Origin of the sequence: Methylovulum psychrotolerans (genome assembly GCF_002923755.1) — a bacterium.
In the GTDB taxonomy this organism is placed as follows: Bacteria; Pseudomonadota; Gammaproteobacteria; order Methylococcales; family Methylomonadaceae; genus Methylovulum; species Methylovulum psychrotolerans.
The window spans coordinates 820187-840588 of record NZ_PGFZ01000001.1 but is presented as its reverse complement, the minus strand read 5'-3'; the positions used below and the strand labels follow the sequence as shown (position 1 = coordinate 840588).

Below are 20402 nucleotides of genomic sequence, written 5' to 3'. Positions count from 1 at the left end.
GCATAAACCCTAACCGTACAGCCGTAGCTCTTTTTTAAAACGCGGTTTCGGCACCAATGAGAAGAAGGCCACAGGTTGGGCAAGCGCCAGCGGTTTGCCCAACCTGTGGTGTTATGCCGATTTGCCTATCAGTCCTTAACCCAGCCGTCGCGTAGGGTGACCGTGCGGTTAAACACCTTTTTGCCGTCCACGCTATCGACGGTGTCCAAGCAGAAATAGCCGGTACGTTCGAATTGGTAGCGGTGCTCGCCCGTGGCTTCGGCCAGGCTGGCTTCGATACGGCAATCGCTCAAGACTTCTAAGGAATTGGGGTTTAAAGCATCCAGGAAGTTGGCCTCGTTATCCGGTTGCGGGACGCTGAACAGGCGGTTGTATAAGCGTATTTCAGCGGGCAGGGCGTGGGCTTCGGATACCCAGTGGATAACGCCTTTGACTTTCCGGCCTTCGGGGTTTTTTCCTAAGGTGTCGGGGTCGTAGCTACAGCGCAGTTCGGTGATATTGCCGTCGGCATCTTTAACCACCTCATGGCAGCGGATGACATAAGAGCCGCGTAGCCGCACTTCTTCGCCCAGCACCAAACGTTTGTATTTGGGCGGTGGGTTTTCGGCAAAATCATCTTGTTCGATCAGGATGGTTTTCGCAAACGGCACACTACGCTTGCCCAGTTCATGGCGTTGCGGATGGTTGCTGATTTCCAAGTTTTCGGTTTGGCCGTCGGGGTAGTTGGTGATGACTACGCGCAATGGCGCCAGTACGGCCATGACCCGCAGGGCGTTTTCGTTCAGGTCTTCGCGGATGCAGTATTCCAGCACCCCCATTTCTATCCAAGAATTTTGCTTGGTCAGGCCGATGCGTTCGCAAAAATCGCGGATAGCTTTGGGGGTCACGCCTGCTCGGCGCAAACCCGCTAAGGTCGGCATCCGTGGGTCATCCCAGCCGTTGACGTGTTTTTCTGTGACCAACAAATTCAGTTTGCGCTTGCTGACGATGGTGTATTCCAATTGTAAGCGGGCAAATTCGATTTGTTGCGGATGACTGGGGGTTTCCACTTGCTCCAGCACCCAATCGTAGAGCGGGCGGTGGTCTTCAAATTCTAGGGTACACAGCGAATGGGTGATGTGTTCGAGCGCATCCGAAATGCAGTGGGTGTAGTCGTACATCGGATAAATGCACCACGCGTCGCCGGTGCGTTGGTGGTGGACGCGGCGGATCCGGTAGATGGCGGGGTCGCGCATATTGATGTTAGGCGAGGCCATGTCAATTTTGGCGCGTAACACATACTGCCCGTCGGCAAATTCGCCCGCCCGCATCCGTTGGAACAGGTCGAGGTTTTCGGCAATCGGGCGGTCGCGGTCGGGGCTGGGTTTGCCCGGTTCGGTCAGCGTGCCACGGTAGGCGCGGATTTGTTCGGCGGACAGGCTGTCGACGTAGGCCAAGCCTTTTTCGATCAGGACGACGGCGTAGCCGTACAATTGCTCGAAATAGTCGGACGCGTGACGCAGTTCGCTCCAGCTAAAGCCTAACCATTGCACGTCGCGCATGATGGATTGCACATATTCGTCGCTTTCTTTTTCGGGGTTGGTATCGTCAAAGCGCAGGTTGCAAGTGCCGTTGTTTTCTATCGCCATGCCGAAATTAAGGCATATCGATTTGGCGTGGCCGATATGCAGGTAACCGTTCGGCTCCGGCGGAAAACGGGTGGCGACCCGGCCTTTATGTTTGTCGGTTTTCAGGTCGTTGGCAATAATTTGCCGGATGAAGTTGGGGGCTAGTGAGGGTTCGTGTGTAGACATGCAAATGTTATTATTAGTTATTGAAATAATTCAAAAACTTGTCATTGAGGGTTAATGGGGGGGCGGAACGCTGTGGAAAGTCCGCAAGACGGGTATCAATACTACTGTAATCTGTCAAGCCAGTAAAGCGTGAGTCTTGATATTGGCTGATTTTGCTGGGGGGAAAGCAAGGTATGCCCGCTGCCCAAAGGCTTGGGTAGCGGGTTTATGGGGGGGCTGGACTTTGTTACGCGGCGACTGGGGCGTAGCGGTTGAACAGCATCGCCAGCATATCGCATTCGTCCGGGGTGGGTTTGACCCAGCCAGGGATACCTAAATCGGCTAAGACCTGTCGGCCTTGGCTGTCTTGGTTCATGTCCAGCAGAACTTCGGCCAAGGCCGTGCCTACGGCTTCGCAGCGGGGCGAAACGCTGAAAATATGGAAAGCGAAGGCGGTTTCGCTTTGGTCGATTTCGCGGAGCATTTTGCGGGTCAGGCCGGATAGGCCTTGGTAGGTATCGCTGAGCATGAACAGGATGTCCGCCGAGCCTTTCAGTAACATTTGCAAGGCTTTAATATCATGGCCGGAGAAAATGTACTCCATGTCACTGAGTGAGCTTTCGCTTTCTTCCAATAAGAAGCGGCCCAGCAGATAGACAAAGTTGTCTTGGGCGGCGGTGACGATCTTGCCGCCTTGATAGTCCGCTAAAGTGACCCGTTTGTCTTCGCTACGCACCAGAAGGGTGACTTCATCGGTTTGGTCGATAGGCCGCAGCAGGGGCTTATACTGGTGTTCCAGCATCAGGCGCGTCGCTTCAAACGGTTTGGTGAAGACGATGTCCATTTCTTCAATTTTTTTGCGCCGCTCCGTCATAGCGCCGTGGCTGAGTTCTAGATGCACTTCGCGGCCTAAATGGCGTTGCAGGTAGGTGTTGAAGAAATACCAGCCGTTCATTTGTTGGCTGCTTTGCGCACTGACCCAGAGGTTCAGTTTGTCGCTGGTGTTGGCTTGGATGATAGCAGGGGCATCACTGATGCGGCGTTGCACTGGGGCGGCAACGCTGGACTCGGTGGCACGGGCTTGCGGTACGGCACTGCCTGGCGGCACGATAGTGGCTTTGGAAGGGGCTTCATCAGCCAGAAAACGGGTCAGTCCAGTCATTTTGAACAATACGCCGATCATTCGGTTGGCATTGACCACGCGGATGCTAATATCCCGCTCTTGCCAATGCTGAAACAGTTTGAGCAATTGTGCCAAGCCCATCGAGTTGACCCGCGCGACCTCGCTAAAATCTAAGGTTACTGAGGCGTTTAGCGGCACTATATACAGGGTTTGTAAGGCATCAACAGCGTTAACATCGACCATGCCATACAGTTTGAAACGTTGCTCAGGGTTGGTGCGTGAGGGCTGTGGCTGGATTTGCAGTTTTTCTGACGTTAAGATAGTCGGTGGTACGGCGGCAGGCTCAGACGTAGCTACGGCGGGAGTTGCTTTGGCAATTTCCATACCTAGGTCTTCCGCCAAAAATCGGGTCAGGCCAGTCATTTTAAACAATACACCGATCATGCGGTTGACATTGGTGACGCGGATTTGGTTATTGCGGTGTTGCCATAGTTCAAACAATTTCAGCAGTTGTGCCAAGCCCATCGAGTTGACCCGATCCACTTGGGAAAAGTTAAGTTCTACGGTACAGTCGGGGGGGAGGATATAGAGCGTCTCCAAAATATCGACGGCTTCGATATCGACAGTGCCGACCAGAAAAAATTGTTGCGACAATTTGTCGGCAGACGGTTGCGGCAGTATTTTTAACTTAGATGTATTCATGGTTAATCGCCTCAAATAATTCGGTATGGTAAAGGAATTGGAAACCTTTATCCGCCTCTGGGTCAAAAGGATTGTACAAATCAAGGAAAACGCATACTTGGGTTTGCCGGTTTGGCAGTACCCGCATTTGCAGGTAATCGGACATGCGCCAGATCAGGTACAGGCCACCGCCACCTATGCCGGCATCCAAACCTAAGCCTTCAATATGACGGGTCAGACGGTTTAAAAAGACTTGGGGGGTTAACGTTCCCCAAGAATCCGTCAGAGAGATGCCCAATAAATTGCCTTGTAGTGAGACATCTAAGCGTAATTTTTCATCTTCGGCCAATTCGCGCGAAGTGCCTTTGGTGTATAAGGCGCGGCCTTTGCCGTCACGCGGAGCGGCGCATAAGCCATTTTCAATCAGTTCGTCCAATAAGAACACGGCGGCATCTAGGCGGTCAGGGTCACCTGTCGCCATTTCTTGTAACCATGCATCCACTTCGGCAATTATAAATGCTTTGTCATCGCTATGGGTGAAATCAAATTCGCGGCGTTGTTCGGGGTGGCGCAACAACATGGCTAAATCATCTGGCCAAGGTTTCTCATGTTGGCTGAGTAAAATATCCCAACCGAGTTGGTGGTTAATGGGACGGTCTTGGGGGAGAATCCGCCGGATGCCCTGTTGGGATAGGCTGGGGATTAAATCGGCAAAACGGTTATTTGCCAAGAACACCACTTCTTGGCGGTTAAGCTTACTGGACACGGCGACGGGATTGGCGCGGTAATCGGCATCGAACAGATAAGTTTGCTCCGAATCTTGGGCTTTGGCGGTAAGGGTGTTTTCAGTGGTGGCAGTGTCGTAGGTTTTTTCCAGATAGTCAACGGAAAATAAGGTCAAGTCGTCTTCAAAAGTGCTGCGTTGTAAAAAGTTAGTCAGCTTAAGCAAAATAATGTCGTGTAAAGTGGCAATGTCGCTGTCGGCATGGTCGGTCAAGAGGGCTTCTAGGCGTTCATAACCGAAACATTCGTTGGCGGCATTCTCTTCTTCGACAATGCTGTCGGTATATAAAAATAAGCGGTCACCCACATCCATTTCGGTGGCCGCTTGTTCGTATTCGGTATCGGCGTTTTTACCTAAGGGCAGGCCGCCGATTTCCAGGCAGTCTAAAATTCCCAGCATGGGCCGGTAGAGGTAGGCGAATTGGTGGCCGGCATTGGCGTAGCGCAATTCTCCCGTTTGGGTGTCCAAGCAGATGGCGAACATGGTCATCAGCAAGGATTGGTGGGCGGTGTTAAAAATGATGTGGCTAAGACGGCTAAGGATTTTATGCGGTTCTTTTTCCTGCTCGGCTTCCAAGAAATTAACCGCCGCTTTGGCGGCGCAGACGATGGTGCCGGCGGCGATACCGTGGCCGCTGACATCGCCGACTAAAATAATTGCCCAGCGCTGAGCGACGATGTAATAGTCATAAAAGTCACCGCCCACTTCGCTGGAGGTGAGCATGGTGGCCAGCCCGGTTATGCCTTGTAAGCGGATCTGTGCCGGGCGTAATAAGTTTTGCTGTAGGGCCGCCGCATTGGCGACTTCGTCATTGAGCCGTGCGCTTAATTGCTGCATGGTCTCGATCAGGTTGCCTTGGGATTGGGAGATTTTCAGCATCATATCGGCGATCTTAACAACGCCGACGATGCCTTTGTCATCAATAACGGGCAAGGCTTCGTAACGGATGCTGGGGTCTTTGTTGAGGAAGTTGGCGATGACTTTGTCGATACGGTCGTTGACATCGACGATCATGGGGGCGACAAAGATGTCGCTGTTGCTTTCCAGCAAGATGGCCAGCGGCTTACGCGCGTACAATTCGCGGGCGAAGGCGCGGGTCATCAGGTTAAGATAGTTGCGCCGCGAAATAATGCCAAAAAACAGTTGCTCGTCGGTGACGACGGGTAATGCCGCCAGTTCCGGATTTTCCTGGAATAAGCCCAGCACATCCAGTATTGCCATATCCAAGGTGATAGGCTTAACAGTCTGCGTCAATTCCATAACGCTAGGGGCTGTGAAGGTGACGGAACCGTTAAGGTCGCGTTTGTTTTGGGTACGACTAAGCATAGACAACCTAAAAAACTGTACAAAAAGCAGGAGAGTGAGTCATTCACCCGCTATTTTATAAGGTTTAGATGACAGCTTGGTTACAGGAGGGGGGTAAATAAGAATAGTTCGTATTTGAGAATAATTAAAGGTAAGGCCAGTTATTAAATAGTTGTTGGGCGTATCGTCTATAGCGGGCTATATCCGCTCAATTAGGGGGTTTAAGCGCTAATATTGCCTTTTTATCATGACATTAGCGGATAATTGCACTATCAATGGTAATCAATTGCGGCCGGTTAAAAAGATTGGACGCCGTCCTGATGCGGTCGTATTAGCCACATCAGGCGGTAACGGCAACCGTAACTAGCGGCTCTCGGTTTGCGGTTGCAGTTGCTCTAGCTGCTCTTCCAAGTATTTGACTTTTTTCAGTAACTCCGGCAATTTGCTGAGGGCAACCTGTTCTTTATAAGCGACACGCTTATCTTTAGCCGGGCTACCAAAGACTTGGGTTTGGGCGGCTATGTCTCCCGCCACGCCCGCGCGGGCCATCACCACCGCCCCTTGGCCAATATGGACATGGTCGGCGATGCCGGCACTGCCGGCGAGTATGGCGTAGTCGTCAATTTGGCACGAGCCGGATACGCCGACTTGCCCGCACATGATGACATGGCGGCCGATTTTGTTGTTGTGGCCAATCTGTACCAAGTTATCAATTTTGCTGCCTATACCTAGCGTGGTACTGCCCAATGCCCCCCGGTCGATACAGGTGTTGGCGCCGATTTCGACATGATCGCCCAGTACCACGTTGCCGACTTGCGGGACTTTGATATGCTGGTGGTTGCGGAATTTATAGCCAAAGCCATCGGCACCGATGACCGCCCCGGCATGGATGATCACATGATCACCAATGACCACATCGTCATAAATAACCGCGTAGGGATGGATGCGGCAATGCTTGCCGATGGTGACATGGGCACCGATATAAGCTCCGGCCAACACCGCGCTATGGTCGCCAATTTGGCTATGCTCGCCCAATACCGCATAAGGGCCGATGGATACGCCTATGCCTAGGCTAACGGTATCTGCCAACACGGCTTGCGGAGCAATGGCGGGTGGGTAATGGCGTTCCGGGTGCAGCAAGGTGATGGCATGGATAAAGCCCATTTCCGGGTCGGCACAGACCAATAAGGCCATTGTAGGCGGCACGTCGGGCAGGGCGAAGCCTTCGGCGACAAAACAGGCGCTGGCCGCCGAGCCTTTGATATATTTGTTGTAGCGGCTATTGGTCAGTTGCGTGACTTGCCCGTGTTGTGCGGAGCTAATGTCTGCCGCCGAGGTCAGCAAAGCCGTAGGGTCGCCGCCTTCAATACGGGCGTTACACGCTTGGGCGAGTTCTTCTAAAGTCATTGGCATAGGGAATCCCTGTGATAAGTTTTAAATAGGAGGTGAGCGGTCAGGATACGGATGCTGGTGGCCGGGCTTCACGTCCGTTGCCAAGTTCCCGATTTGCCGCCCGCTTTTGCCAGCACTTGTAGCGAATGGATAACCATGCCCCGGTCAACTGCCTTGCACATGTCGTAAATGGTCAACAAGGCGCAGGCGGTGGCGGTTAACGCTTCCATTTCCACGCCGGTTTGGCCTTGAGTTTTGACGGTGGTTTGGCAGCGGATGTGGTTAAGTTCGGTATTGGGGCTTAGGGCAATATCCACATGGGTTAAGGCTAGCGGGTGGCAGAGCGGGATCAGGTCGGCGGTTTTTTTGCTGGCCATAATCCCGGCGATGCGGGCTATCCCTAAGACATCGCCTTTTTTGTGGCCGCCGCCGATAATCAGCGCTAAGGTTTCCGGCTGCATGTCGATGTAGCCTTCGGTAATGGCGGTGCGTTGGGTAACGGCTTTGTCGCCGACATCGACCATGTGGGCTTCGCCAGCTTGATTAAAATGGGTGAGTTGGGTCATTTGTCGGTAAAATTAGCGCAAAATGTTGGTTGTGTCTGACATTATCCTTAGATTTTGTAGCCGCGTGAATGAATATGTCAATTAAAGTACGTTATTTTGCCAGTTTAAAAGAACAGTTGGGGCGTTCGGATGAGACCTTGCCCGCCGTCGGCATCGCGTCGGTACGGCAAGTCTGGACTGCCGCCAATCCCCAACAACCCTTGCCGGACAATATCTTAGCGGCGGTCAATATGGATTATGCCGACTTGGACAGCCCTGTCCGGGCAGGTGATGAAGTGGCCTTTTTCCCGCCCGTCACCGGAGGCTGATGATGACGGTTATTGTGACGGGAGCAGGCTTCGACCCTTGGCAAGAACTCCAAGCCTACCAACAAGCCGCGCAAGGCCTGGCCGGGCAAGTTGGCGCGACCAGTGTTTTTGTCGGTACGATGCGGGATTTTAACGAGGGCAGCGGTGTGCAAGCCATGACCTTAGAACATTATCCGGGTATGACCGAAAAGCAGTTAGCGGCGATTGTCGCCGAAGCGGGGCGGCATTGGCAAGTGCTGGATGCGTTAATTATCCATCGGGTCGGCGAGTTGTTGCCCAATGACCCGATTGTGTTGGTGGCGGTATGGACATCGCACCGGGGGGATGCCTTTGATGCCTGCCGTTACATTATGGAGGCGTTAAAATCTAAAGCCCCGTTCTGGAAAAAAGAACGCTTGCTGTCAGCCGACGAGCGTTGGGTGGGTAAGAATACCGATGGCTATCATCGCGCCCCTTAATGATGATTGCCGTTAAAAATCCCGCCAGTGTAGAGATTGTCCTGAAAAAATCCCGGTTTATTGGGGCATTGATCCCGTGTGCTGATGAGCAGGACGTGCCGCGCCATCTTAAGGGCTTTGCCGATGTGCATCCCCATGCCAGCCATATTGTCTATGCGTACCGCATGAAAACCGCCAATGGCATCATCTACCGCTTCCATGATGCGGGTGAGCCGACCGGCACGGCGGGCAAGCCGATTTTTCAGCAATTGGAAGGTAAGGAACTGATTAACGTCTTGCTGGTGGTGGTGCGCTATTTCGGGGGCGTTAAGCTGGGAGCAGGGGGCTTGACCCGCGCCTATAGCAATACCGCCAGTCAAGTGATCGCCGCCGCCGAGCTGTGTCCGTATATCGATTGGGTCACCGTGCCGTTGACGTTGGATTACAAGCAAATCCAGCCCTTGGAATATTTGTTGAAAAAGCTCGACGGGCGCATTGTCGCGCAAGATTTCGCCGGGCAGGTCAAGGTGCAGGTGCAGGTGCCCGCTGGGCAGGTGGCGGTGTTGTTGGCGGCTTTTGCGGGAGATGGACGGGAAGCGGTATACGTTGCCGGATCGGGGTGAGGGTTGAGGAACCCATGGTTAAAAAACGCTTTATCACGAAAGGCGTGACGTTATTTGGGCTGTTTTTTTCGTGTCCTCTGTTCTTAGTGGTGAATGGCAAGATAAATAAACTATGGCTTTCAATGCGGCTAGGGTTTAAGTCCGATATGCCGTATTTTAAGTGCTTTCGCTGTGCCGAGTCGTTTTTTACCGGACAAGTGAAGTATTTCCTAGGTATTTTGGTGGCTGTTGTTTACAATCCGCCCGCTGCTGGAATAGCACATTTTTTGTGCTACATAGGCGGCTTAAATTTGTATCCTACCTTTCTTAAATTACGTTTGGAGATGGCAATATGGCGGATTATATCGGTGATGATAATAATAATACCTATATCGGTACGGATGAAGATGATTCGATGTTTGGTAATGGCGGCAATGATAGGCTGTTGGGCGGGCTAGGGTTTGACATGCTCAGCGGCGGTTTGGGCGATGATAAACTGGATGGCGGGTTGGATGGCGATGTCCTCTATGGTGATGAAGGCAATGATCGGCTATTGGGCGGGCTAGGATTTGACACGCTCAGCGGCGGTTTGGGTGACGATAAACTGGATGGGGAAGAGGATAATGACACCTTGTCCGGCGAAGAGGGTGATGATGTCCTGCGCGGTGGGATGGGCGTTGATTTCCTGTCGGGCGGTTTGGGTAATGATAGCCTAGATGGCGGTGCCGATGACGATATGCTTTATGGCGATGATGGTGATGACCGCCTAACGGGTGGGGCAGGATTTGATTCCCTTTATGGCGGCTTAGGTGATGACAAACTGGATAGCGGCGCGGACGGTGGCAATCTGTTTGGTGAGGATGGTGATGACGTGCTGTTGGGTGGGGCAGGATTTGATTTCCTTTCCGGCGGTTTGGGTAATGATAGATTAAATGGTGGTTCTGACGGCGACATCCTGCAAGGTGATGAGGGGGATGATATTTTGCGGGGCGGGACGGGCTTCGACACGCTTTCTGGCGGTTTGGGTGCGGATAAGCTGGATGGCGGTTCGGACGACGATGCCCTACAAGGTGATGACGGTGATGATGTCCTGTTGGGCGGGACGGGCTTCGACACGCTTACTGGCGGATTGGGTGCGGATAAGCTGGATGGCGGCTCGGATAACGATAGCCTGCAAGGTGATGACGGCGACGATGTCTTGCTAGGCGGAACGGGCTTCGACTGGCTTACTGGCGGTTTTGGCAATGATAAGCTGGATGGCGGCTCGGATAACGATACCCTGCAAGGTGATGACGGTGATGATGTCTTGCTAGGCGGAACGGGCTTGGACATACTTTATGGCGGTTTTGGCAATGATAAGCTGGATGGCGGCTCAGATGACGATACCCTGCAAGGTGATGATGGCGATGATGTTTTATTGGGTAAGGCAGGGGTGGATTTTCTATTGGGTGGCCAAGGCAATGACAGGCTGGATGGCGGTTCGGAAGATGATAACCTGCAAGGTGAGGACGGTAATGATGTCCTAATAGGGGGGCTGGGTCATGATTCTCTTGATGGCGGTCTTGGTACTAATGTTCTTGATGGCGGCGAAGGTAACGACACGTTAAGCAGTTACCTTGGTCAAGGTACCTTGATAGGCGGACAAGGTAACGATACTTATAATGTGGCATATAGCTCGATAGTGATTGATAATTACGATACTGATGAGGGATTTGATGTTGTTGTTGATGCAGCCCCGCTTTCGCAAATGACGGGATTAAGCCGCTTTGGCGATAATTTGGTTATTGGCAACCAAAATATCATGCAGATTACGCTTAAAAACTACTTTTTGGGTGCGTCTTCTAGGGTTGACCAATTTACGTTTGCGGACAGTGAAGCGTTAACGAATTTCGTTGTCGGCACTAACGCAGATGATGTTGTAGTGGGTACGTCCGCTAATGATGGCTTGTCGGGAGGGTTGGGCACTGACAGCGTCAGTGGCGGCGAGGGCGATGATGTCTATTTCGTCGATAGCAGCACCGACACTGTGTCGGAAAAGCAAAATGAAGGTAGCGATACAGTAGTCAGTTCGGTAGATTTTAGCTTGTCGGCGAATGTTGAGCGCTTAATTTTTCAGCAACACAGCAAAGATGTGATCGGGTTCGGTAATGGGTCGGATAATAGCATCATTGGCAGTGATGGCGATAACCGTCTGTATGGCTTAGAGGGGAATGACAGCCTGGAAGGCGGGCGTGGTGATGATTTCCTGGACGGTGGTGCAGGTAACGATACTGTATCGTATGCTTCTGCTTTGCTGGGTGTGCTGATCAATTTAAAAATTACGGCGGGTCAAGATACGAAATGGGCTGGTACCGATACCTTAATCAATATCGAAAATATCATCGGCAGCAACGGGGACGATATTCTCATTGGTAACACTGGGGACAATGTATTCAATGGTGGTTATGGCAATGACAGTATGAATGGCGGGTTGGGCAACGACTTGCTGGTAGGCGGTTTGGGTCTGGACTCGTTTGCTTTCAATACCAGTTTGGGGCAAAGCAATATCGACACTATTAGCGATTTTAGCGTTGCTGACGATACCATTAGATTGGAAGATGCCGTTTTTACGGCATTGACACCAGGTGCATTAACTAAAAGTGCGTTTAAAATCATCGGTAACGGCGGCCTTGAAGATGCTGACGATCATGTTCTTTATGATACTGCCGCAGGGACGTTGCTTTATGATGCCGATGGTAACGGCGCAGTTGAGGCGCAAGCGTTTGCCATTATCGGTACGGGGCTGGCGCTGACCGCTATGGATTTTGTCGTTGTCTAAAACGGCATAACTTTCGGGCGTTACCGCACGGCGGATGCTTGCCGCCGTGCGGTAACGCCTCATTTACATCATTTCTTTGTCGTCTTTTATAGGCACGGGTTTTGGGGCATGGGTATCTTGCAGGCAAGATGCTCACGCGCCAAATGGGAAGCTGCCTTGTGATTAGCCGATATTATTTTCTGTACATCCCTAAGGTCAGCTTTAGGGCTTACGCACTTATTCTGGAAATCCCCACCGCCTTACGCAGTTTTTGCATAAAGGGAACGCTGATGTCGCGGGCTTTTTGCGCCCCTTCCTGTAACTGTTCTTCGATATGCTCAGGGGCTTGGAGCAGGGCTTCGTAACGCTCACGCGCCGGGGTAATATGGTTGTTGATATGTTCAAACAGCACTTGTTTCATTTCACCCCAAGAGATGCCCTCGGCATAGCGTTGGCGGATGTGGGTAACTTCGTGCGGGGTCGCAAAGGCTTGGTAAATACTGAACAGGGTGCAGCCTTCGGGGTCTTTGGGTTCGCCCGGTTCCAGCGAGTTGGTTTTGATTTTGTTAATGAGTTTGCGTAACTTTTTTTCCGGCTCGAACAGCGGGATAGTGTTGTTGTAGCTTTTGCTCATTTTACGCCCGTCCAAACCGGACAAGGTCGCGCCGTGTTCTTCCAGCAAGGCTTCCGGCAGGATGAAATGTTCGCCATAGATATGGTTGAAACGCGCCGCCATATCGCGGGCCATTTCGATGTGTTGGATTTGGTCTTTACCGACCGGGACTTTATTGGCGTTGAACAGCAATATGTCGGCGGCCATTAAAATCGGGTAGCTGAACAGCCCCATGGTGATGCCTTTGTCGGGGTCGTGTTCGCCGCTTTGCTCGTTATCGGCCACTGCCGCTTTGTAGGCGTGGGCGCGGTTCATCAAGCCTTTGGAGGCGACGCAAGTCAGCAGCCATGATAGTTCCAATATTTCCGGCACATCCGACTGGCGGTAAAATACCGCGTTAGAGGTATCCAATCCTAAGGCCAGCCAAGTGGCGGCAATTTCTAGGCTGGATTGTCTGACCCGTTCCGGCTCTTGGCATTTAATCAGCGCGTGGTAATCGGCTAAAAAATAAAACGGCAGGACATCGGCGTTTTTGCTGGCGGCAATGGCCGGGCGTATCGCGCCGACATAGTTGCCCAAGTGCGGGGTGCCGGTAGTGGTGATACCTGTTAAAACAATGGCTTTCTTCATTATCTGTGACTCAGTCGTTCGATGGGGTTAATGTGGACGACAATCTTACCTAAATTCCGTGCAAGTTACAGTCTGATGTTACGCTCTGCCAAGAAAAATGCCTAAAAAGTCATGGTTAGCGCTGGTTTGGCAAGCTTACTAGGGCTAGCAATGAAAAGGGTGGCGGTACCGTGATGCCTGAAACACTTGCGGTACCGTGCGTTTAGCGTTGGAATTTACTGAACAGGTTTTTGATCGGGTCGGCAATTTTGGGGGTGGGTTCGGCAAGCATATCGCCGTCTCTGTCTCCGCCATTGTGAAAAGGGGCGATATAGTCCAAGATGGCGGCCCTATCTTGGGCGGAAATGTCAGGATGGATAAAGCGGTTGTCGCGGCGCATAAAATAGCCGAGCAAGGTATCTAAGAAGCAGTCGTCCAATTGTTCCGGCATAAAGGTTTTTTGAAAAACTTGGAAGTTTTCATGGTTAAAAATACCTACTTTTAATACGGCTTTTTTATAGTCGACCATGATCCGGAAATGCACTGGAATTTTCCGCTCGACAATAAATAAAGCCCCGTCCATGCCCCTATTTTTTTGTTGGAAACGTAAGCCCCTATCAAATAAGAAAGCATGTTCTTTATCAATGAGGGATTTGCCGTTTAAGGTATAGCTAAAACTGCCTTCTGCTTCGCACAGGAAACGGACATTAATTTGCATGAGCCGATTATAATCGGCCATGCCCATACGCCCATCCGTATTGATTTTGTAGTTTCTTTGAAACAAAGTGCCAAAATGCGGGTATTTAGGGGAATAATGCGGTACCAGCACCGGTTCTTCGAGAAAATTGAGATACTCGATCAATTCCTGGAAGCTATCAAACAAAAATTGCATTTTGGGCAATAATATTTTTTGATAAGTTTTTTCATGCTGGGCTTCCTGGGTTTTATGCTCGTGCAGCGCCCGTTTTTTTTCTTCGGCTTTCTGTCTTAATTCATCCAGTATGTTCATACGGTTATCCCGCCACGGTCGCTTATGGCTTAAGCTATCAAAAGGCATTATGTTAATGGGAAAGTGCTTTTAGGGCTGGTTTAAGCGCTTAATAAAGCCAATAGCTCGGCTGTTTTCGCCTGCATCAACGGGGTGTCGTTGCGGGATTCGACATTGAGCCTGACCAGTGGTTCAGTATTTGAGCAACGCAAGTTAAAGCGCCATTGGGCAAATTCCATGCTTAGGCCATCGGTAAAATCGACGGCTAAGGCATCCGCTTGGTAGTGTTGCCCGACTTTGGCCAAAATTGCCGCCGGGTCAGCGATAGTGCGGTTGATCTCGCCGCTGGCAGGGAAGAGCCGCATCCGTTCGTCCACTAGCTGTGATAAGGATTTGCCCGTCTGGCTTATTAAGGCGACGACCAATAACCAGGGGATCATGCCGCTGTCACAGTAGGCAAAGTCGCGGAAGTAATGGTGGGCGCTCATTTCACCGCCGTACACGGCATCTTCGCTACGCATCCGTTCCTTAATGAAAGCGTGGCCGGTTTTACTTTGGATGGCGGTGCCGGCCAAGCTGTTGACAATATCGATAGTGTTCCAGGTCAGGCGCGGGTCGTGGACGATTTTCGCGCCGGGGTTCAATTTTAAGAAGGCGGCGGCGAGCAGGCCGACGATGTAGTAGCCTTCGATAAAGCGTCCCGTTTCGTCAAATAAAAAACAGCGGTCAAAATCGCCGTCCCAGGCAATGCCCAAATCCGCTTGTTGGCCGACAATCGCTGCGACGGTGCTGGCGCGGTTTTCCGGCAACAGCGGGTTAGGGATGCCGTTAGGGAAGTTGCCATCCGGGGCATGGTGGATCTTAATAAATTCTAACGGAGCCAAGGCAGGTTCCAACCAGTCGATGACATGTCCGGCCGCGCCGTTACCCGCATTGACGACGATTTTTAAAGGCCGCAGCGGTTGTCCACCCAGATAGCCCAATAAATGTTGGGTATAGGCGGCACTGATGTCTATCGCCGTGATGGTGCCGGGTGTCGCACTGGGGGCGGCAAAGGCGTTGCGCTCGGCCAGCGCTTTGATGTCATGCAGGCCGGTATCGCCGCTAATCGGTTTGCTGAGTTCGCGCACCAGCTTCATGCCGTTATAGTCTTTGGGGTTATGGCTGGCAGTGACCATAATGCCGCCGTCCATTGCCACGCCTTGGTTTTGGTAGGCGAAAGTGGCAAAATAAACTTCTTCGGTGCCGCATAGCCCAATATCATAGACGTTAACCCCTGCATCCACTAGGCCTTGGCTGAGAGCCGCCGCCATTTCGTCACTGGACAGACGGATGTCGCGCCCGACAATCACCGCTTTAGGCTGGAGGTGTTCGGCATAAGCGCGGCCAATACGGTAGGCGATGTCGGCATTCAGCTCATCGGGTAAGCGTCCGCGAATATCATAGGCTTTAAAGCAAGTTAATGGCATCATTAGAATTATAGTAGAGTATTAAGAAAATATCAGTAAGCATCCGCCAGTATAATAGGCAACTATTTTATGACCAATACATTTTACCCGCGCCCTTTCAACAGAATTTATGGCAAACTTTAAAACCCATGTCGCTGTAGCCGCCGTTGCCAGTGCGGCAGCGGCTTCGCTGATGGCGTATATACGCTTAATTAGCATGGATCAAACCCTGTGGCTGACCTTGTTAGGGACAGTCGGCGGCATGTTACCGGACATTGATGCCAGTAATTCCAGGCCAGTGCGCCTCTTATTTACCGTCTTAGCGTTAATATCGGTGAGCCTAACCGCTAAAACCCTACAATACCGCTATGATGCTTATATAGTCCTGGCTCTGGCGTTGGCGGCGTATCCGTTGACGCGCTATGGCCTGTTCGCCTTATTTAACCGTTTCACCGAGCATCGCGGCGTGTTCCACTCGCTGTTGGCGGCGGCGTTTTTTGGCCTAATGGCAGCGGATATCAGCTATTATTTACTGCATTGGAGTGTGTTGCAAGTATGGTTGAACGGTTTATTTGTCGCCTTTGGCTTTATTGTCCATTTGCTCTTAGATGAGCTGTACAGTGTTGATTTAAGTAATAAGCGCATGAAAAAATCGTTTGGTACGGCTTTGAAGCTATACCATTATAGGAACTTTTCCGTATCATTATTATTATTGGCGGCAACGGCCTTACTGGCATGGGTTGCCCCACCCACCAAGCAGGTCTGGCAAGCTATTGCTTTGAGCCAGTGGCATGTTATCCATTAGCCGTTGGGGGGTGCCTATGAGTTTACGCCATCAAATTAACCTGCGCATTATTCTGACTAGCTTGATGATTTTGGTGCTGGGCGGCGCGGTCGCCGTTTGGCAAGCACGGACGGCGGTTAGCAAGGAGATAGATTCGTCGCTGAACCTTGCCGCCCAGCTTATCCAACTGAACTTCCCGCAGGGCGGGCAGAGCGCGGTCGATGTCAGCACTTGGTTGCCGCGTTTTGTGTCGCTTGAGCAAACCCGCCACTTACATATCCAGTTGCAGAAGGCTAGCGGCGAGGTGCTGCGCTTTAGTGCAGTCCCTAAGCATATCAGCGACGCGCCGCCGACTTGGTTTGTCAGCTTGGTGTCGGCGCGATACCCTGATGTCGGCCAACAAGTGACCACGGCTGACGGGCAACAACTGACACTGATCATTAGGGCGGACCCGATAGACGAAATCAGCGAGGCATGGAAGGAAAGCCGGGCGTTTTTTGTCTCGTTATGTGTGATGGCGCTGTTGACGTTTTGTGCCGTCAATCTGGTGTTTAAAAAGGCTTTTCAGGCCATTGCCGTGATTGTTGATGGGGTGGCGGCGATAGGCCAAGGCCATTACCGGCAAAAATTGCCCGATTTTGCCATACAGGAATACGATCAAATCGCCAAAGCCATTAACCATTTGACCGAAGTGCTGGATGCCGCGCAACAGGAAAACACCGCCTTGACCCTGCATTCTTTGCAGATTCAGGAAGAGGAGCGCCAGCATTTGTCGCAAGAGCTGCATGACGAACTGGGGCAATCTTTGACGGCCATTAAGGTGATGGCGGTGACTGCCAAAAATCCCCAGGCCGACACCGGCCAGATCACCGATACCATTATCAGTATCTGCGACCACCTCATTGCCGTGGTACGTTCCATGATGCGCCACTTGCACCCTTTGGTGCTGACGGAGCTAGGCTTAAAGGCGACGCTGGAAGATTTGCTCAACCACTGGGCAGGCCGCCAGCCCGGCTTGGCGGTGACGCTGCATTGTGACGATGCGGTTGACCTGTTGCCGACCGCTATGACCATCCAATTGTTTCGGGTTGTGCAAGAATGCCTGACTAATATCGTCCGCCATGCCGAAGCCAGCGAAGCGACTATCCGCTTAGACATTCGTGACGGTAAGCAATTATGCTTAGCCATTGCCGATAACGGCCAAGGCTGTACGCCTGCCAACCTGAAAGCGGGCTTTGGTCTGCTGGGTATGCGCGAGCGCATCAAAAGCTTAGGCGGCGATTTTTCCATCGACACCCAAGCCCAACAAGGCTTGCGGATTAGTGCCATTATTCCCTTATCATGAGCGGACTTATCAAAATTTTGTTAGTTGATGACCATGCCATTGTCCGTGCGGGCTTCCGGCTGTTATTGGCCTCGGAGGCGACGCTGGCGGTGGTGGCCGAAGCCGAACGCGGCGAGGCCGCTTGCCAGTTGTATTGGGAACTGCAACCGGATGTGACGGTATTGGATTTGTCCATGCCCGGCATCGGCGGCTTGGAAACCCTGCGCCGTATCTGCCAACGCGACAGCCAAGCGAAAGTGCTGGTGTTTAGCGTCCACGATGAAAGCGTCTACGTTAACCGCGCCATGGCGGCGGGTGCGAAAGGTTACATCACCAAAAGCAGTGCGCCCGGTATTTTGGTCGCCGCCATCCAAACCATCGCCCAGGGTGGGGTTTACATCGAACAAGGCCTGCTGAACGCGCCGCCCGCCGCCCAAGCTGCCGATTATCGGGCTATTATTGAGACGTTGTCGGCTAGGGAGTTCGATATTTTCCTGCTGCTGGCTAAGGGGTTGACCGCCCATAAAATCGCTGAGGAGTTGTGTTTGGGTTATAAGACCGTCGCCAATTACGGCACGCAAATTAAGGCTAAGCTGAAGGTCGCTAGTGTCGCCGAATTGGCGCATATTGCTATGGTGTTGGGGGTTATGAAGGGGTGAGGGTGGTTTGGGTGTTTTTTATTCCCTAAGGGATCAGTAAAATCCAAAGTGCTTAACCAAGCACTTATTTTCCTAACTGCTTAGGTTTCTGGGCAGCTAAATTATCTGGCGGGTATTGCATAAGTTATAGGATGTGCTAAATTCCGCTAAGTTTGTAAAAGAAAAGAACTATATATCTTTAAAATAACTATGGATAAACGGATGACGCAATATTTTGCGTCATTTAGGCTGTCTACATTACGTTAGGGATTCCCTTCCACGCCTGATTTACCTGTTTGGAGAAACTGCGGATGTTTAAGAAAATGTTTGAAAAGCTGTCTGGCTCAAAACCGCCGGAATTTAAGGAATCTCAGATGGATCCAAAAACTGAGGCACTAATTCATGCGATACGCGAACGAAGCAAAGATGATCCCCTAGTGGGCGCAAAGCTTGGCGGTAAAGAGATATTTCAGCGCTTACTTGATAGCATGAAAAACGAAAAAGGTGTTCATGTCGAATCATTACTATGCGCTTTAGGTGCTTTAGCTGGTTATTCATGCCAAGCCAATCTTCGTGCCCAAGCCTTAGCGAAAAACATGCCGGAAACAGCTGCTTTTCAAATCATCGCAACCAATGATGGTAAGCAGTACTTCTTTGGCGATCTGTTAAATGATGCTCTTGCAAACAATCAACATTCCGTTTGGGGTTTGGCAGCTGGAGCCGCACAGCGTGCGGGTGCTAATGAATTTCCTGATATCAACGAAATTTTTCAACACACTGCATCAGTGCTGGGTGGTGAGCAGTTTGGCATCCCCCGCATATCAGAGAATAATAGGGCTAGTGATACACCAATCAACTACTTAAAAGCTATTTGGCCGTTGTTTTTTCCAACAGTAAAGCTGTTTTGCCCCAACCCTGTCGATTGGCCAATCCTTTATGGCCTGGCAATTCAAGAAGCCATAGAGGCAGGCAAAAGCGTTATTGATCCATCTCTAGCACTAAAGATAGTAATGGAAAGTGCCGTACCAATGTCAAAGGTTGATCTTGCAAACCTCTAACAAGCCAATCAAAGGGACTGCCCGCCATTCCGGCTGGCGAAGTTTTTGTTTTTATGGGTAAGCGGCTTCGCCGTAGGCCATCGGGCGGGTCTTTTATTTAATTTTCTAAATCAGGCTATTAAAAAGCGGTTGGTGAACTTGATCGCTTTTATGGTGAGCATTGCAAAAGATTAGACATCTTTCCTAAATGTTGCCATATCTCAGGTTAACCAGTGCGGCCACCAGGCTCCATGTCAGGGAGTAGTTTTTGTGTTTGCCCCGGTAAACGTCCTTGACGATCCTGAAAATTTTGCAGCGGCGGTTGACATGCTCAATGAAAACCCGCTGTTTTGAAAGGGCTTTGTTATGGGCTTTGTCCTCCGCAGAAAGCGGTTTGCCTTTTTGTTTCTTGATGGGCAATACCGAATTTTGGTGGAGGCCGTGCATCCCTTGGTATCCCGAATCTGCCAACAGCAGGGCGTCGGGGTGCAGCAACAGGCGGCATCCTTTGAAGACCGAAAAATCATGTTGACTGCCTTTGCCGACCACGACCGAGAGGATGGAGAGCGTCAACGCGCAAATGATGAGTTGCGCCTTAACCGTGTGGCTTTTTTTTTCCGGAGTAGAAGTCTTTTTGGCCTTTTACGGGGCGTTCGATGCGCTGCTCCGACGCGTCAATACCCTCTGGGGCATAAATGATCAGGGTGGCGGACTGCCCCTCTTCCAGCAATGCCTTACGGTTGGGGAGCTTCTCAATTTTGGCCAACATCCTGGCCGTGCGCGAATACACCTTATGGCAATACGATTCGCTGATACCAAAAACCGCCCCCAAATTTATCAGGGTCGGATAGTGGCGGAGGTAATAGAGGGTCAGCAACAGGCGGTCTTCCGTGGTCAGTTTGGAGTCTTTCCGGCCTCGCCTTGTCAACGGGCTGAGGGCTTTTTGTTCGCCGATGTAAACGCACAGCTTGCTGTTGAGGTGCTGGAAATCTTCTTTTGACAACCCGACAAGGCGTTTGTATTCTTCGGGGTTGTCGGTGGGTAGCTGGGCATACGGTTTCATGGCTTTTTGGTGGGTCAGGATAAAGCTTGGTATTTTAACCTGTCAACGTTTATATAGTCAGCAACATTTAGGAAAGATGTCTATTCTTGCTACAACGTTTAGCGTATAATAACGTCTACTCTTATGCCCCC

18 protein-coding genes are annotated in these 20402 nt (G+C 51.4%); 8 read left to right on the top strand and 10 right to left on the bottom strand.

Going from position 1 to position 20402, the window contains the following annotated elements; all coding sequences use genetic code 11:
• Window positions 1-128 precede the first annotated feature (128 nt).
• The 5 genes from AADEFJLK_RS03865 to moaC all read right to left on the bottom strand — a co-directional run bounded on the left by AADEFJLK_RS03865 (window position 129) and on the right by moaC (window position 7623).
• Entirely contained in the window at window positions 129-1793 is a 1665-nt protein-coding gene (locus tag AADEFJLK_RS03865) for a glutamine--tRNA ligase/YqeY domain fusion protein (RefSeq protein ID WP_103973353.1), read from the bottom strand.
• 226 nt (window positions 1794-2019) lie between these two features.
• Window positions 2020-3597 carry a PhnD/SsuA/transferrin family substrate-binding protein gene (locus AADEFJLK_RS03860; protein ID WP_103973352.1) on the bottom strand — a complete coding sequence of 526 codons (1578 nt, stop codon included), beginning with the start codon at window positions 3595-3597 and terminating at the stop codon, window positions 2020-2022.
• Window positions 3584-5686, bottom strand: coding sequence for a PP2C family protein-serine/threonine phosphatase (locus tag AADEFJLK_RS03855; RefSeq protein ID WP_103973351.1), 2103 nt, complete (start codon window positions 5684-5686; stop codon window positions 3584-3586). Before AADEFJLK_RS03855 ends, AADEFJLK_RS03860 begins: the two co-directional genes overlap by 14 nt.
• Before the next feature lie 342 nt (window positions 5687-6028).
• Window positions 6029-7078 carry a UDP-3-O-(3-hydroxymyristoyl)glucosamine N-acyltransferase gene (gene lpxD, locus AADEFJLK_RS03850; protein WP_088619336.1) on the bottom strand — a complete coding sequence of 350 codons (1050 nt, stop codon included), beginning with the start codon at window positions 7076-7078 and terminating at the stop codon, window positions 6029-6031.
• A gap of 68 nt (window positions 7079-7146) precedes the next feature.
• The gene (moaC, locus tag AADEFJLK_RS03845; protein ID WP_088619337.1) at window positions 7147-7623 is read right to left on the bottom strand and encodes a cyclic pyranopterin monophosphate synthase MoaC; all 477 of its coding nucleotides are present in this window, start codon (window positions 7621-7623) and stop codon (window positions 7147-7149) included.
• Between the two features lie 74 nt (window positions 7624-7697).
• Between moaC and AADEFJLK_RS03840 the strand changes: the two genes are divergently transcribed.
• From AADEFJLK_RS03840 to AADEFJLK_RS23835, 4 genes are all read left to right on the top strand, one after another.
• The gene (locus AADEFJLK_RS03840; protein ID WP_088621575.1) at window positions 7698-7931 is read left to right on the top strand and encodes a MoaD/ThiS family protein; all 234 of its coding nucleotides are present in this window, start codon (window positions 7698-7700) and stop codon (window positions 7929-7931) included.
• A gap of 2 nt (window positions 7932-7933) precedes the next feature.
• Window positions 7934-8389 carry a molybdenum cofactor biosynthesis protein MoaE gene (locus AADEFJLK_RS03835; RefSeq protein ID WP_428839020.1) on the top strand — a complete coding sequence of 152 codons (456 nt, stop codon included), beginning with the start codon at window positions 7934-7936 and terminating at the stop codon, window positions 8387-8389.
• Window positions 8389-8991: an IMPACT family protein gene (locus AADEFJLK_RS03830; protein WP_346222555.1), complete on the top strand. Its 603-nt coding sequence runs from the start codon at window positions 8389-8391 to the stop codon at window positions 8989-8991. The genes AADEFJLK_RS03835 and AADEFJLK_RS03830 overlap by 1 nt, the downstream gene beginning before the upstream one ends.
• Before the next feature lie 331 nt (window positions 8992-9322).
• Window positions 9323-11788, top strand: a complete 2466-nt coding sequence (locus tag AADEFJLK_RS23835; protein ID WP_146054503.1) for a calcium-binding protein — start codon at window positions 9323-9325, stop codon at window positions 11786-11788.
• A 208-nt stretch (window positions 11789-11996) separates the two neighbouring features.
• Here AADEFJLK_RS23835 and AADEFJLK_RS03820 read toward each other — a convergent pair whose 3' ends face one another.
• The 3 genes from AADEFJLK_RS03820 to AADEFJLK_RS03810 form a co-directional block, all read right to left on the bottom strand.
• Window positions 11997-13010 (bottom strand): tryptophan--tRNA ligase, encoded by a 1014-nt coding sequence (locus AADEFJLK_RS03820; RefSeq protein WP_211299139.1) that lies wholly within the window; start codon window positions 13008-13010, stop codon window positions 11997-11999.
• A gap of 202 nt (window positions 13011-13212) precedes the next feature.
• Entirely contained in the window at window positions 13213-13998 is a 786-nt protein-coding gene (locus AADEFJLK_RS03815) for a hypothetical protein (protein ID WP_146054502.1), read from the bottom strand.
• 80 nt (window positions 13999-14078) lie between these two features.
• Window positions 14079-15449 (bottom strand): phosphohexomutase domain-containing protein, encoded by a 1371-nt coding sequence (locus AADEFJLK_RS03810; RefSeq protein WP_103973346.1) that lies wholly within the window; start codon window positions 15447-15449, stop codon window positions 14079-14081.
• Between the two features lie 106 nt (window positions 15450-15555).
• Here AADEFJLK_RS03810 and AADEFJLK_RS03805 point away from each other — a divergent pair, with 106 nt between their 5' ends.
• The 4 genes from AADEFJLK_RS03805 to AADEFJLK_RS03790 all read left to right on the top strand — a co-directional run bounded on the left by AADEFJLK_RS03805 (window position 15556) and on the right by AADEFJLK_RS03790 (window position 19229).
• Window positions 15556-16230, top strand: coding sequence for a metal-dependent hydrolase (locus AADEFJLK_RS03805; RefSeq protein ID WP_103973345.1), 675 nt, complete (start codon window positions 15556-15558; stop codon window positions 16228-16230).
• Between the two features lie 16 nt (window positions 16231-16246).
• Entirely contained in the window at window positions 16247-17554 is a 1308-nt protein-coding gene (locus AADEFJLK_RS03800; RefSeq protein ID WP_103973612.1) for an ATP-binding protein, read from the top strand.
• Window positions 17551-18192, top strand: a complete 642-nt coding sequence (locus AADEFJLK_RS03795; protein WP_103973344.1) for a response regulator — start codon at window positions 17551-17553, stop codon at window positions 18190-18192. Before AADEFJLK_RS03800 ends, AADEFJLK_RS03795 begins: the two co-directional genes overlap by 4 nt.
• Before the next feature lie 290 nt (window positions 18193-18482).
• Window positions 18483-19229, top strand: coding sequence for a hypothetical protein (locus tag AADEFJLK_RS03790; protein ID WP_103973343.1), 747 nt, complete (start codon window positions 18483-18485; stop codon window positions 19227-19229).
• Between the two features lie 183 nt (window positions 19230-19412).
• Here AADEFJLK_RS03790 and AADEFJLK_RS25445 read toward each other — a convergent pair whose 3' ends face one another.
• Both AADEFJLK_RS25445 and AADEFJLK_RS25440 read right to left on the bottom strand, forming a co-directional pair.
• Entirely contained in the window at window positions 19413-19790 is a 378-nt protein-coding gene (locus AADEFJLK_RS25445; RefSeq protein ID WP_346222580.1) for a transposase family protein, read from the bottom strand.
• 13 nt (window positions 19791-19803) lie between these two features.
• Window positions 19804-20271 carry a transposase family protein gene (locus AADEFJLK_RS25440; protein WP_249027948.1) on the bottom strand — a complete coding sequence of 156 codons (468 nt, stop codon included), beginning with the start codon at window positions 20269-20271 and terminating at the stop codon, window positions 19804-19806.
• Window positions 20272-20402: the final 131 nt, after the last annotated feature.

Coding starts and splice junctions, on each gene's coding strand:
- AADEFJLK_RS03835 (WP_428839020.1), top strand. CDS start 7,934: ATGACGGTTATTGTGACGGGAGCAGGCTTCGACCCTTGGCAAGAACTC.
- AADEFJLK_RS03855 (WP_103973351.1), bottom strand. CDS start 5,686: ATGCTTAGTCGTACCCAAAACAAACGCGACCTTAACGGTTCCGTCACC.
- moaC (WP_088619337.1), bottom strand. CDS start 7,623: ATGACCCAACTCACCCATTTTAATCAAGCTGGCGAAGCCCACATGGTC.
- AADEFJLK_RS03840 (WP_088621575.1), top strand. CDS start 7,698: ATGTCAATTAAAGTACGTTATTTTGCCAGTTTAAAAGAACAGTTGGGG.
- AADEFJLK_RS03860 (WP_103973352.1), bottom strand. CDS start 3,597: ATGAATACATCTAAGTTAAAAATACTGCCGCAACCGTCTGCCGACAAA.
- AADEFJLK_RS03815 (WP_146054502.1), bottom strand. CDS start 13,998: ATGAACATACTGGATGAATTAAGACAGAAAGCCGAAGAAAAAAAACGG.
- AADEFJLK_RS25440 (WP_249027948.1), bottom strand. CDS start 20,271: ATGAAACCGTATGCCCAGCTACCCACCGACAACCCCGAAGAATACAAA.
- AADEFJLK_RS03865 (WP_103973353.1), bottom strand. CDS start 1,793: ATGTCTACACACGAACCCTCACTAGCCCCCAACTTCATCCGGCAAATT.
- AADEFJLK_RS03830 (WP_346222555.1), top strand. CDS start 8,389: ATGATGATTGCCGTTAAAAATCCCGCCAGTGTAGAGATTGTCCTGAAA.
- AADEFJLK_RS03800 (WP_103973612.1), top strand. CDS start 16,247: ATGAGTTTACGCCATCAAATTAACCTGCGCATTATTCTGACTAGCTTG.
- AADEFJLK_RS03820 (WP_211299139.1), bottom strand. CDS start 13,010: ATGAAGAAAGCCATTGTTTTAACAGGTATCACCACTACCGGCACCCCG.
- lpxD (WP_088619336.1), bottom strand. CDS start 7,078: ATGCCAATGACTTTAGAAGAACTCGCCCAAGCGTGTAACGCCCGTATT.
- AADEFJLK_RS03790 (WP_103973343.1), top strand. CDS start 18,483: ATGTTTAAGAAAATGTTTGAAAAGCTGTCTGGCTCAAAACCGCCGGAA.
- AADEFJLK_RS23835 (WP_146054503.1), top strand. CDS start 9,323: ATGGCGGATTATATCGGTGATGATAATAATAATACCTATATCGGTACG.
- AADEFJLK_RS03795 (WP_103973344.1), top strand. CDS start 17,551: ATGAGCGGACTTATCAAAATTTTGTTAGTTGATGACCATGCCATTGTC.
- AADEFJLK_RS03805 (WP_103973345.1), top strand. CDS start 15,556: ATGGCAAACTTTAAAACCCATGTCGCTGTAGCCGCCGTTGCCAGTGCG.
- AADEFJLK_RS03810 (WP_103973346.1), bottom strand. CDS start 15,449: ATGATGCCATTAACTTGCTTTAAAGCCTATGATATTCGCGGACGCTTA.